The sequence below is a fragment of the Stenotrophomonas maltophilia genome (assembly GCF_047497515.2).
GTDB lineage: Bacteria > Pseudomonadota > Gammaproteobacteria > Xanthomonadales > Xanthomonadaceae > Stenotrophomonas.
Window position 1 is genome coordinate 1 of the sequence record NZ_JAXAXL020000035.1, and the last position, 12227, is coordinate 12227.

Sequence of the window (12227 nt, forward strand, 5' to 3'; positions counted from 1 at the left end):
ACAACTGGCACCGACCCCACATGGGGATCGGCAGCCAACCGCCTATTTCCAGAATCCCGCTGAACAACGTGGTGGGTTTACACAGTTAGTCGACTGCTCTGTGCATCTGCCCTACAGAAGACCGCCCTTCGCGCAGGAGTCGACCAACAGTCGCCTCTATCCATTGACAATTTTCAGAGTTGGCGCGACTCGACCAAAGACATGCGACTGAGGCCGGGTTGTTGGCGCTTGAAATTCCTCTTATGAAACAACGGCCTCGGCACTGCAAAAGTAGGATTGCAGCAAGCCCCCGAAGGGCGCGGTGAAGGACAGGCTCGTGAGCAGTGAGTTTTCGGTTGGCGAACCCGCTCGGCGTGTTGTCGCCCGAATCGCGGACGTTTGGTCACTAAGCGAAGAGGAGCAAGACGCCATTCTCGGCCAACCTGTTGAATCGGCCTTTCAGCTCGACGCCGCCGCGGGCGGCATACAGGCTGAGACACTGGAAAGAGTCAGCTACCTGATTGGGATATATCGTGCGCTGCACGCAATCTTCCCCGGTGATGATCAGGCTGACAACTGGATTCGTCGAGCTAACAAGGCTCCCTTCTTTGGCGGTCTTTCCGCGCTGGAGCTGATGTGCGCAGGAAAAGTATGCGACTTGGCCTCAGTTCGACAGTACTTGGGTGCGTAGGGCCCGTTTGACCTGTAGGCGACAAATCCATCGTGCCCTAGCCCATGGTGCACGAGATGCTTGCCGGACAGCCAGAGGCAATGGCCAAAATCATGAAGGAGCAGTCCATCGGGCGACTTGGCCAGGGGGCATAGCCAAGAACGATGCTGGCAAGTGCTGTCCCACCCGCAAGCTGCGCGAATTTTTGACCGAAGGCTCGGTGCGCGGTTCGGAATGATTCGCCAAGGTCAATCGCGTCAGACGTCTGAGGCAGGACTACATACGCTTAGTCGGCCCACTGGCCGGCCTTCACTTCGTGGCGTTCTACACGCTGCTGTTAGGAAATGCCTCGAACCGACTGAGTACGTACCAAGGGCAAGACGTCGGGCGACTTAGCGCCCGACAATAATGAAGTCACGAGGTAGTTTGGCCTACGCACCTACCGCGTAGAGCGGTAGAAGCTAACTAAGCAATCGTTGTCGGATCCGTCGGCTGTAAAGTGCAACACAGTTCCGTTGGAACGGAGCTGGTAGCCAGATTGACTTCTCGCCCGCTTGGCGACCGCATCGTGTGGGTTCGGCGGATATATGAACCGCTCGAGCGCATACTTCTCCTTCAGTCGGGCGGCGGGGTAGCAACGACCTTCCTCCAACTGGGCATAGTAGAAGTTTATGCCTTGGACTAGGCGAGGAGGAATTCGAAACTCGGTATATGCAATTCGGTAGCCATCGCTAGTCTCTACCGGGCCCGACCTAAAAACTATGGGATCAGTATTACTACTGCCCTGCTGCTTGAATTCAGCCACACCTATGCTTCGAAAGTAATCGAACCCAAGCGGCCACGGCGCGTCAATAAGATTTTGAACAATTTCGTCAAGTGATGCCTTGCTCTTATCCTTCGGCTGGCTCGGATTTTCAGCTGATGCCTGAAATGAGAGCGCCAGCATCAAGCCAAATAGAGACGGAAGGTACTTCCGGGAAGGCTTGAAGATCATCGCTCCACCTCCTCGAACAGACCACCGCCACCGCCACCGCCGCTACCTGGCGAAGGGCTTGGGGCAGGATGAGAGCTGTCCCACCAGCTTCCGTAATAGTCCCCGTACGAAATGTCATCGTCGCGGCTCGCGGTCCCATTCACATCAATGTGCTCACCACTTCGGTAGATTTCGCCAATCTGTCGCGCAGCTTCGTCCCATCCTATGTAGCCAGCGGTATAGGAGTCATAGATTGAATTGTAAGTCCCGGCATTTGAGATCTCGGCGGGGAGGTTCATTGAAATACCTTGCCCTGCTAGCTCCCGCTGCACAGCCATGCTGTACATCGTCGCCTCACCCTCGGTCTTCAGACCCATCTGAATGGCTGCATCCCTTGACATGGACGATATCCAGTCGCATAACTGCACCGAATACTACAGCTAGTCGCATCCTCTCTGATCGCCAGTCGCAATGCCTCTGACTTCATCATGCTCAATTCTCAAGATTGCCTGACTCCAACAGTCGCGCCTACTTGAAAAATTGTCATCCATAACCAGCCCGGCCGACATTTCTAAGGCTTTCCCCGGTCCAACTGCCGATACCCGATCGCCTCCGCCAGATGCGCGGTCTGGATCACCCCGCAACCCGCCAAGTCCGCAATCGTGCGCGCCACCCGCAGAATGCGGTGCATGGCTCGCGCAGACAGCTGCAACCGCTCAATCGCCTGCTCCAGCAGATCCTGATCAGCCTCACTCAGTCGCGTGCACGCGCGCAGCGCCGCCGGTGGCAGATGGGCATTCAGCCCGCCACGTGCCTGCTGCCGGGCATGTGCTGCTTCCACCCGCGCCCGCACGATGGCACTGGGCTCACCCAGCGGCGTGCTCTCCCGCAGTTCTACCGCGTCCATGCGTGCCACGCTGATATGCAGGTCGATGCGGTCCAGCAGCGGCCCTGACACGCGCGCGCGATAGCGGTTGATGCGTTCATCGCTGCACAGGCAACGATTACTGCGATCACCGGCCCAGCCGCACGGGCACGGGTTCATCGCCGCTACCAGTTGAAAGCGGGCCGGAAACACCACGCTGCGCGCTGCGCGGGCGATGCGGATATGACCCGACTCCAGCGGCTCGCGCAGGGTCTCCAGCGCGCTGCGGTTCCACTCGGGCAGCTCATCAAGAAAGAGAACACCGTGATGGGCCAGCGAGATCTCACCGGGGCAGGGGGGATTGCCGCCGCCCACCAGCGCCGCTGCGCTCGCACTGTGATGAGGGGAACGAAACGGCCGCTGCCGCCAGCGTCTCGGGTCCAGTCCTTCGCCACTCACCGAGGCAATCGCCGCCAGCTGCAAAGCCTCGGCTTCCTCGGTATCCGGCAGCAGGCTGGGCAGGCGCGAGGCCAACAGTGTTTTGCCGCAGCCTGGGCTGCCAATCAGCAGCAGATGATGCCCACCTGCTGCGGCCACCTCCAACGCACGCCGCGCATGTGCCTGCCCGCGCACGTCGGCCAGATCGGGCAGCGGCAGCGGTGTGGTGTCCACCCGCTCCACAGCGGGCAACAGGCGCGGATTGCCCAGCCCGGCGCAGCATTCCAACAGCGTGCGGGCCACCCGCACATCGGCATGCTCGGCCAACGCCGCCTCGGCGGCATTGCCCGGCGGCACCACCAGGATGCGTCCGGCTTCGGCCGCCGCAATCGCGGCCGGCAGCGCGCCGGCCACCGGCCGCAGCTCGCCGGTCAGGCCCAGTTCGCCCAGGAACTCGTACTGCAGCAGCGACTGCGGATCGACCTGGCCGCTGGCCGCGAGGATGCCCAGTGCAATGGCCAGGTCGTAACGCCCGCCCTCCTTGGGCAGATCGGCGGGTGCAAGGTTCAAGGTGATGCGCCGTTGTGGAAAGTCGAAGCGCGCGCAGAGCAGCGCGGCCCGTACGCGCTCGCGCGACTCGCGCACGCTGGTTTCGGCCAGGCCCACGATCTGGGTGGCAGGCAGGCCGCCAGAGAGATGCACTTCCACCCGCACCAACGGGGCATCGACCCCGGCGCGGGCACGGCTGTGGACCAGCGCCAGGCTCATGTGTGGTTTCCTGCAGAGGGACGTTCGATGGTGCGGCAGGCGCTCCGTGGCCAACCATCGGGAATTGCTGGTAAAGCGGCTAGGAGGAATTCCGGGACAGCTATCAGCGCATGCGCCCACCCACAGCCATGGCACAATCGGCAACGGTGACCCCCCAGCGCCTCCAGCGCCCTCGGGCAGACTCACCACGCGATGCATTGCCTCCACCGCCAGTGCCAGGGGATCCCGTGCGATATCCGATACGATTCATTGCAGCGTGCATCATTGGCGCAATGGTCTCTGCTCACGCGGGCGCCAGCGATGCAGCCGCACAGGAACCCTACTGGCCGACGCAGGGATGGCGCCAGTCCTCCCCGGAGGCCCAAGGGATGGATTCGGAAGTGCTGGCCAATGCGTTCGACTACGTGCGCGAGCATCAGACACCGATCCATAGCCTGACCATCATTCGCAATGGTTATGTCGTGGTGGACGCCTATTTCTGGCCATTCCAGAAAGGGCAGTACCACGATGTCGCGTCGGTGACGAAGAGTGTCACAACCACCCTGGCGGGCATCGCCATCGGCAAGCACGCGCTGGAACTGCACCAGCCCCTGACGTCGGTCTTTGCCGCTCAGGACATCGCGAATCTGGACGAGCGAAAGAAGCGCTTGACCGTCGAGCATCTGATGACCATGACCTCCGGGCTGGACTGCGACGCCAGCCAGGGCGAAATCACTCTCTCGCGGATGAGGCAGAGCAGTGATTGGGGCCGCTTCATGCTGGATCTGCCGATGCGCGATGAACCCGGGAGCCGCTTCGAGTACTGCTCCGGCGGCATGCACCTGCTGTCTGCAGCGATCACGAAGGCGACGGGCCAGAGTGCGTTCGACTTCGCACGTCGCGAGCTGTTTGGCCCGCTTGGCATCAATCATGCGGCCTGGCCGATGGACAACCATGGGGTTTCGTATGGTTGGGGCGATCTGCACCTTGAACCCCTGGACATGGCGAAGCTGGGCTACCTGTGGTTGAACGATGGCCGATGGGAAGACCGGCAACTCGTCCCGACCGCCTGGATGCGTGCTGCCATTCGGCCGCAGGCGCGGCCGGAAGGTGGCGACGAAAAGTACGGGTATGGCCTGTGGCTGCAGCCGGACAGGAAGCCGTCGCTGTTCGAGGCGAATGGTCGCGGTGGCCAACGCATCAGCGTGAGCCCAGAGAAGAATGTCGTGGTCGTGTTTACCGGAGGAGAGTTTGAACCCGGCGACATCGGCACCTTCATTCTTGCTGCGCTCAAGTCTGATCGGCCCTTGCCGGAGAATCCAGCGGCCGCGGCCGCATTGTCTGCTGCGGTGAACGATGCGGCACGCCCATTACCGTCGCTGTCATTGATGCCGCCGCTGGCGAAAGCGGTCTCGGGCAAGCGGTACGCGCTCGCGGAAAATCCGCTTGGCTTGAATGCGCTCACGCTTACGTTCTCGGGAGCCGAAGCTGCACAGCTCCAGTTCGAACTGAAGAGCCGCAACGAACCCTCCAGGCCGATCGGGTTGGATGGAACACCGCGCGTGTCGCCCGATGGCAACTTTGGTTTGCCGGTAGCGGTAAGCGGCCGCTGGGAGAGCAACAGCACCTTTGTCTTCGACTACAACGAGGTCGGAAACATCAACGCGTACCGGTTCCGGCTGACGTTCTCGGGCGATGACGTTGATGTGGGCGTGAGCGAGCGATCGCGGGTGATTCAAGGATTGCGAATCCACGGAACCACGGCGGGCCGGGCAGTCTCTGGACAGGTGCACTGACACCCGGCCCGCCGGCAGCGCCGTGGTGCGCGCTGGGAACTGCAGGAGCGGCGATCAGGAAGGGCCCGACCAGCGGTGACGCGGGCTCTCGAACGCACACCGTTGCTCATCAGGCACCACCCCACCCAAGCGCCCAAAGCGCGCCTCTACCCACGGCGGCCCAGCACGCTCCATCAGCAACCGCCCTTCGATCTGCTGGACAAGCAGCCAGTGCTCGAAGCTCATGCGCAGCCGCTCGATATCCGGCGCCCGCCACTGTGCATCGCCGGGCAGGCGGATCAACACGCGCGTCGGTGCGTTCTCAACGTCCATCACCAGCACGCCCTTGCATCGGATCTCGAACGAGGTTGCGCCGGCATGGTGCGCGTGCAGCTCGAAGCCCTCATCCGCTTTCGCGGTCACGAAGCCGAGCGCATCGCTGTGCAGCAGCCGGTAGTCAGCCGGCTGCAGCTTCTGGTAAGCCCAGACCCGATCGCCCGCAGGCTCAGGCCAGCCGGCCCATACCGCGCCGATCACCGCGATGCACACCGCTGCAGCGGCAAGGCCGTGCTTCTTCATGGGTCACCCCGCACACAAGCAGGAAGTAGGCAGCACGCGCGCGCGTTCAGCCCTGTGGCCGCATCCGCTCGTGGATGAAGGCCGTGAGTGCCATATCAGCCATCACCAGCCCCTCCATCACCCGATCACCCACGTACTGCTCGGGCTCGCCGTTCTGGCGCGTGCGCTCGGCCGCCAGCAGGATTTCCTGCACGATGCGCTGGCCGGTTGCCGCGCAGTCGGCATCGGACATCGCGATCTGCCGGCTGCGCAGCAGGTGGCGTTCGGGCCAGGGCTGGCCATCGGCGGCAGCGCCGGCGCCGATGGCGTGCAGGACGGCGATGAGGCTGGTGGGGTCCAGGGCAGGGCCGGGTGACGGCGGCTGCTGGATCGGGCGCGGGGGAGGGGAGTGCGGCTTGGTCATGGCAGGCTCCGTGCATGCAGGCAGAAGCCGCCACCGATAAGGGTGGCGGACGGGGCATGGCTCGAAAACCGGATGTTGGGAACCGGCGGGTACAAGACCCCCACGCCCCGCCCGCCATAGCCGGCAGACGGATTGCCAGCCGGCACCACGCAGGGTGATGCCGGCTGGCAAGCGCAAACTACTTCCCAACGACGGGTTTTCGAGTCCCGACCACCGATGCACGGTGGCGCGGTAACGATTACCTGCCGTTGTGTGGAATGCCAAGGGGGTGGGGTCAATGCCGCCAAAACCCGAGACGTTTTTGGCATTGTCGCATAGCGTGGAAAGGGGTGAGAGCCTTGGCGTGTCAGGCGGAACGGCACTTCTGGAACGGAGTCGTCAGATCTTTCGGCCAGAGACGCAAGGCGCGGCAAATGCGACAGCTTTGGTGCAATGGCAATGCGTGATCGTCCCCCGCGATGGAACCAGCGCGACGGACGCGCAGGGGGCGATCGTCGCCTTCAAGCGTGAGTGACTTTCTGCCTATTGACCCCACAGGCCGTCACGCAGAATCTGACTACCGATGTAGTCACGCCGAGCTGTGCTTCCCATAACAGGAAGGCGTTGTAGCGTTTGAACGGATTCCACCCACTGGCGCAGGCCACCACAAGGATCACTGCACGTGTCACGCCGCAATCGACTTCTGCTTTCCGCCGGTCTGGTCCCGCTTCCGTGGTTCCTGTTCTGGACCAGCGTTGCTGCGGTGTTCGCGCCGGGCTACAACCCGCTCGCACAGCACGCCAGCGAGCTGCTGCAGGCGCCAACCCTCGCAAGCATCTGTGGCAGGATCGCCGCCATCGGCTCCGGCGTGGGCTTCGTGGTGTTCTCCATCGGGGTGTGGCGCGAGTCTGGTCGCCGGATTGCCGTAGGCGCGCTCTGCTGGATGATCTTTGGCGTCTCGATGTTGACCAACGGGCTCTGGCCCATGGGCCATCCGATGCACGGCTTCTACACCATCGGTATCGCCAACATCATTGCACCGGCGATGTCGCACATCGAACTGAGCGCGTGGTCTGCCCACCGAAGGGCGTACGCCGTGACCGCTATGGTGAGCATCGCGGGCATCGCCTATCTCTGGTTGAATGTGGTGGGAGCGGATCCGGAGGGGTTCAGGGGGCTGACACAGCGTCTGTTCTCGTCCATCAACTCGCTGTGGCCGTTCCTGGTTGCGCTGTATCTGGTGCGCAGGGGTTCAAGTGCGCTGAAGGCGCAGCCGGCGCTTTGATGGAAAGGCATGTAGTTGCATGGATGGCCATTGAGCGCACGGAGCTGAGAATGTGGTGAAGATCTTTCGCCGTCGGCTGATCTACGTGCAAGTGCACCAGGACCACTTCATTGCCCGGGTGGTCGGTGGAGACAGGACCATCCGGCGCCAGTGTCATGCCCTTGGCAATCGCACGGGTCCGATCAAGGACTTCTCTGCCCTCCAGCCCCAGCTCAAGGTGATCTTCTCGGAACTCCTGCCTGGGTTCTCTTTCGTCAAGCCGTGGGGGCTTCTGCACTTTGATCCGGTTGAGTATCCGATCACGAAGGAAGAATTGGCCGGGTTTCAGAAGGCTGCCATGCAAAGCGGCGTGAGCTTCTGCTTTCTCTCCACGTGGGAGCAGCGGCATGAAGACAGAGACTTGTTGGAGATGTTCAAGTAGGGCCGACCCGATACTTCGTTCTAGGCCAAGCAAATTCGTGGTTGGGCCTGTTCGAGGCACTGCGAGAGTCCGCTCTTGGCCGAAAACAGACATGCCAGCGCCAGACAACGCGACCAAGAATGCTAGAGTCCGCTATCGACCGAAACGGACATCTGCAGTTCTACCAGAACCGCCTTGCGGTGGTGACTGAGCCCTCTGCTCGGTCCGGCTATACGCTGGCTTCTTAGCCGGACCCCGCCACCCTAAGATCGAGCTGGAAAAAGGGGGAAGGCCCGCCATACGGTGCTTTGTGGGTAAGTTGCATAACCGGACCCACGGGTCCGTCTATTAGGTAGTTAGACGACAGGAGTCTCCATGCCAAAGACCAAAAATCACCTAGATGCATTTGTCATCGCGAACTGGGGACTCTCAGGATCGGCAACAGCCGGTCAATCCGGTTACCGCTCGCAAAACCCTTGGCAAGCACTAGAGCGCTACATGGAGGGGTCGAGGGGAAATGGCGCGCATTTTCTCGCTAGCCATGGCGCAGCAGTAACAAGAATTGACTCGGGTGGCTCCGTTTGGAAGATTAAGCTTGCAAATTCACCTACACCCCAAGGGGCTGATGCCAGTCAGTTCTCCGAACAGCTTCTGGATAACCTAGTTGCCCAAAATACAAAGCCTAACCCGGACGATTATATTTGCATCACATACTTTGACGGAGCCGGTAGCGGCACATGGGAGTGGACTCCGTAATGTCGTCTAACAATTCATTCAGGCCGACGCCGCTTTGCGGCGCGGCTTAATTCTGGCGTTGAACGTCCGCTCCTGGCCGGAAGCGGACATCTGCGGGGCCGGGGATTAGGAAGACTTATCGAGGGTAGGGCGGCTATCGGCCCTTCCCCGGAAGCAGACGCGCGCAGGCGTTCTTCCCGGTCCAGACACCGCTTGCCGCTTGCGGCTCAGGTGGTCGCTTGCATTGCTGGTCTTGGTGTTTGCTCTAGATTGGAAGCGAGGGCATAGTTCATCCATCAAAGTGGAGGAATCGGACCCGCTATGACAACACCATCGGAGCGGAATCGGCTGTTGTCTGCGGCAACGCAATCGGCGATGGAAGCCAAGCTGGGCCGGAAGCTGACCTCGGCGGAGAGCGACAAGATCTGGAACACGGGCTCATTTCAGGGGCTTGAGATGATTGATATGGCGATTCACTACGCCCAATCCACTGATGCTCTTGAAGCGTATCTCGCCGGGTTGCCGGAGCGGGATCCGTTGCCTGAGCGTTATACAAAGCGCTTTTGATTGGCCTATTTACACCCAGGCTTTCCCTCAAGCGTGCCTGATTGGGCTGGCTGGAACGTACTCCTTGCCGCTTAGGGTCTATTGCGCTCCGCGCCAATCTGCGGCGCAGTCCACTTCTTGCGTGAGCTTTCGGTCTGCTGACTGCTGGATTACTTATTTTTTACTAGGTTGGGGTGGAGGTCCACTTCTGGTCAGAAGCGGATCTAACTGCCAAGCTCCACCTGCAATCATATGGCCGGGCTGGTCAGATTATGGTGACTGGCCTGATGTCCCGCCAACAACAATCGCCCAAGATGATGAGCGGCCTCATCATGAAATCGCCCGCCGTGGTTCAGTAGGTACCGGGTATCAGGGATCTCCTCATCATTGTTCATTCCCCATCTTCCCGCAGAACGCTCAGAAACTCGGATCGCAAAGCTGACATAAACCGGGGAACATCAATGATCATTTGCCCCGACGGAAGCGTGATTCTTGAGAAGACCGGTGCGAGCTGGCGCTCACTCCAATGCTGCGATTGGCGAAGAATCTCGATCATCGCTGCCCTGTTCCTTTCGTCGCACTCTGTGAAATTTTTACGCATCCAGCCGCGCATCAATGTTTCAAGCTGAGCATCATCATCTATGTTCACTCCCTCAATCAGCGCGCACTCGGCATCATCAAGGATGTTTGCGTCCAGATACCCCAGGAATGACATGAGATCATCAGGGCAAAACGCGTGCATCTCAGTCGCCATGTCAGGCCCTTCTCCCATCAACGAATACGTGGCCGAAGGCTGAATAATTGAATCAGCCATTATGCAAGCAGTGGCCAGATTGTGAGCCCGGAGAGTTTCATAAGGCAAGTTGCAAGTCTTTCTCTAGGATCATTCTGTCACCCATGAATATTCTATTCGGGCGACGCAGCTCTACGGGCACCAGCCTGCGGACTGGCAGCAGGGCAGCGTTGCATCGCCAGGTGTCCAGTGTTATCTACACAAACTGCCCGGCCTCCGGCCTGTCCGCTCCTGGCCGTAAGCGGACACCCCGCAGGGAGTGGGTCGTTGGGTGCGTGACAGTATTGGCTTTCGATCCAGAGCAGGCATCTGCACTTCTACTGGAGCGAGCTTGCGGGGGGGCAATGAGCCCACCTGGGCCCGGTTATACGCTGGCTTGTTAGCCGGGTTCAGCCAACCTAAGATCGAACTGCATCAGGGGAGGGAGGCCGTCCTCCGGTGCTTTGTGGTTAGGTCGTGTAACTGGACACACGGGTCCGTCTATCAGGTAATTGGGCGCACATGACACATCGCTACGCTCGGAGAACATACGACGAGGCCATGGAGCTGGCACGATTGGCTTTCCGTACGTCGGCCGCCGATCACCTGACCCCTGCCGAACTCGATGAGCTTGTGGCGCATGGACTGCTTACTGGAGGCACCCCCGGCCCGGGCTGGGAAAGGGTCATCGGCGCCGTCCCGACCGAACGCCATTTTTATGAGCTGCAGATCTACAAGCCGTCGGATAAGAAGCCGTACATTGAGAGCTCCTACGTGCGCATACTCGTCCCTCGGGACAGATCAATAGAGACCATACAATTTATGTGGCGCCCTCCCGTTGAGCGCGTTTAGCACTTCATCGACGACCGCTTCTGGCCGCTAGCTGACATCGAAGAGACATACAGAATGAAGGCGATTCCCAAAGGAGCAATTGAGTTTCAATGGCCGCATTCGATCATTCCTCGGTAACCCTGCGACTCTTTGGGGACGACCTTCTGCCTGCTGAAATCACTGCCATGCTCGGAGCGAATCCAACGGCCGCGCACTCCAAGGGCCAGCAACTCACGGGCAGCCAATCCGGCGCCGTGCGTATCGCCAGGACCGGAGGCTGGAGGCTCAGTGCGGCTCGGCGTGAGCCTGAAGATCTGGATGCGCAGATCTTCGAGATCCTCGATCAACTCACCGGCGATCCCGGCGTATGGCAGTCACTGGCACGTTTCCGACCCGACCTGTTCTGCGGCCTCTTCATGGGCAGCAGCAATGATGGTGTCTCGCTTTCGCCGCGTGCGCTGCTCGCCTTGGGGCAACGCGGCATCGCGCTTGGGCTGGATGTCTACGATGCCGATGAAGAAGAGCGCAACGCTCCGCGCCCGCAGGCCATCAGTTGATGATCTCCCCACTTCCCGAAGCAACGAACGCCTTCAACTGCCGAACGAACTCCGCGTCGTAGAGATCCCATTCCGTAATCTCCCCCACAACCTGCAACGGCTGCGCACTGCGATACGACTGCGTCGGATTCCCGGGAAACTTCTTGTTGGTCACGTTCGGGTCGTCTTCAAACGGTCCGGTCGGCTCCACCACATACACGCGCGGCCGCCCTTCACCGCGAGCCATCTCCGCAGCCAGCCCGGCGCCCTTGGCAATGGTGGTGAAGTAGATGTGGTTCATCACCACACTGTCGCGATAGTTGGAGCGGTAGCCCGCGCTCAGCAGCTCGCCCACCGCGAGGTCTGCGCGGGTGCCGTGGTAGAACGGCCCGGCGACCTGGCCGCAGGTGTCATGCGAAACGGGTGTCCATTCGGTGTCCTGCGCCATCGGCACTGCCCCTGAGTGTCCTGCCGGATCGACAGGCCGGCGAGTCTAGGGCGCCGGCAGGGCCTTGCGGCAAGGCCCCATCCGCGAAATACTCTGTAAGTGGGAGGCGCCGTGCGCCTCCTTTTTTCATTCTGCAGTGCCGCGCCCTTCCAGTTCGCGCACGGCCGTTTCCAGCGCGTCCAGCTTCTCGCGGGTCTTCAGCAGCACGGCGCGCTGCACTTCGAACTCCTCGCGGGTGACCAGGTCGAGCTTGGCCAGTCCGGCCT

The 12227-nt window shown here is 60.9% G+C and carries 15 protein-coding genes; 7 read left to right on the forward strand and 8 right to left on the reverse strand.

The window, feature by feature from the left end:
* The first annotated feature begins 316 nt into the window (after nt 1–316).
* Nucleotides 317–670 carry an MbcA/ParS/Xre antitoxin family protein gene (locus tag ACMZPQ_RS22860; RefSeq protein ID WP_312647926.1) on the forward strand — a complete coding sequence of 118 codons (354 nt, stop codon included), beginning with the start codon at nt 317–319 and terminating at the stop codon, nt 668–670.
* 418 nt (nt 671–1088) lie between these two features.
* Here the strand turns inward: ACMZPQ_RS22860 and ACMZPQ_RS22865 are convergent, their stop codons facing one another.
* The 3 genes from ACMZPQ_RS22865 to ACMZPQ_RS22875 all read right to left on the reverse strand — a co-directional run bounded on the left by ACMZPQ_RS22865 (nt 1089) and on the right by ACMZPQ_RS22875 (nt 3693).
* On the reverse strand, nt 1089–1643 hold the full coding sequence (locus tag ACMZPQ_RS22865) for a hypothetical protein (protein ID WP_197580124.1): 555 nt from the start codon (nt 1641–1643) through the stop codon (nt 1089–1091).
* The gene (locus tag ACMZPQ_RS22870) at nt 1640–1999 is read right to left on the reverse strand and encodes a hypothetical protein (protein WP_197580123.1); all 360 of its coding nucleotides are present in this window, start codon (nt 1997–1999) and stop codon (nt 1640–1642) included. The genes ACMZPQ_RS22865 and ACMZPQ_RS22870 overlap by 4 nt, the downstream gene beginning before the upstream one ends.
* 194 nt (nt 2000–2193) lie before the next feature.
* A complete protein-coding gene (locus ACMZPQ_RS22875; RefSeq protein WP_197580122.1) occupies nt 2194–3693 on the reverse strand; it encodes a YifB family Mg chelatase-like AAA ATPase in 1500 nt (499 codons plus the stop codon).
* Between the two features lie 368 nt (nt 3694–4061).
* On the opposite strand from ACMZPQ_RS22875, the gene ACMZPQ_RS22880 reads away from it, so the two are divergent.
* A complete protein-coding gene (locus ACMZPQ_RS22880) occupies nt 4062–5468 on the forward strand; it encodes a serine hydrolase domain-containing protein (protein WP_197580121.1) in 1407 nt (468 codons plus the stop codon).
* Nucleotides 5469–5522: 54 nt separating this feature from the next.
* Here the strand turns inward: ACMZPQ_RS22880 and ACMZPQ_RS22885 are convergent, their stop codons facing one another.
* A complete protein-coding gene (locus tag ACMZPQ_RS22885) occupies nt 5523–6026 on the reverse strand; it encodes a cold-shock protein (protein WP_197580120.1) in 504 nt (167 codons plus the stop codon).
* A gap of 46 nt (nt 6027–6072) precedes the next feature.
* Entirely contained in the window at nt 6073–6429 is a 357-nt protein-coding gene (locus tag ACMZPQ_RS22890) for a hypothetical protein (RefSeq protein ID WP_197580119.1), read from the reverse strand.
* 661 nt (nt 6430–7090) lie between these two features.
* Here ACMZPQ_RS22890 and ACMZPQ_RS22895 point away from each other — a divergent pair.
* The 4 genes from ACMZPQ_RS22895 (at nt 7091) to ACMZPQ_RS22910 (ending at nt 9395) form a co-directional block, all read left to right on the forward strand.
* On the forward strand, nt 7091–7693 hold the full coding sequence (locus tag ACMZPQ_RS22895; RefSeq protein ID WP_197580118.1) for a DUF998 domain-containing protein: 603 nt from the start codon (nt 7091–7093) through the stop codon (nt 7691–7693).
* 55 nt (nt 7694–7748) lie between these two features.
* Nucleotides 7749–8114: a hypothetical protein gene (locus tag ACMZPQ_RS22900; protein ID WP_197580117.1), complete on the forward strand. Its 366-nt coding sequence runs from the start codon at nt 7749–7751 to the stop codon at nt 8112–8114.
* Nucleotides 8115–8468: 354 nt separating this feature from the next.
* Nucleotides 8469–8849, forward strand: coding sequence for a hypothetical protein (locus ACMZPQ_RS22905; RefSeq protein ID WP_197580116.1), 381 nt, complete (start codon nt 8469–8471; stop codon nt 8847–8849).
* Nucleotides 8850–9203: 354 nt separating this feature from the next.
* Nucleotides 9204–9395 carry a hypothetical protein gene (locus tag ACMZPQ_RS22910; protein ID WP_197580115.1) on the forward strand — a complete coding sequence of 64 codons (192 nt, stop codon included), beginning with the start codon at nt 9204–9206 and terminating at the stop codon, nt 9393–9395.
* Between the two features lie 370 nt (nt 9396–9765).
* On the opposite strand, the gene ACMZPQ_RS22915 is transcribed toward ACMZPQ_RS22910, so the two are convergent.
* The gene (locus tag ACMZPQ_RS22915) at nt 9766–10128 is read right to left on the reverse strand and encodes a hypothetical protein (RefSeq protein ID WP_197580114.1); all 363 of its coding nucleotides are present in this window, start codon (nt 10126–10128) and stop codon (nt 9766–9768) included.
* A gap of 959 nt (nt 10129–11087) precedes the next feature.
* On the opposite strand from ACMZPQ_RS22915, the gene ACMZPQ_RS22920 reads away from it, so the two are divergent.
* Entirely contained in the window at nt 11088–11534 is a 447-nt protein-coding gene (locus ACMZPQ_RS22920; protein WP_197580112.1) for a DUF4279 domain-containing protein, read from the forward strand.
* Here the strand turns inward: ACMZPQ_RS22920 and arr are convergent.
* Together arr and ACMZPQ_RS22930 are read right to left on the reverse strand one after the other, a co-directional pair.
* Nucleotides 11527–11961, reverse strand: coding sequence for an NAD(+)--rifampin ADP-ribosyltransferase (arr, locus tag ACMZPQ_RS22925; protein ID WP_197580111.1), 435 nt, complete (start codon nt 11959–11961; stop codon nt 11527–11529). The two genes, ACMZPQ_RS22920 and arr, sit on opposite strands and share 8 nt — an antisense overlap.
* Before the next feature lie 126 nt (nt 11962–12087).
* Nucleotides 12088–12227 (reverse strand): accessory factor UbiK family protein (locus ACMZPQ_RS22930; protein WP_495495866.1); only part of this gene is annotated, 140 nt, incomplete at its 5' end.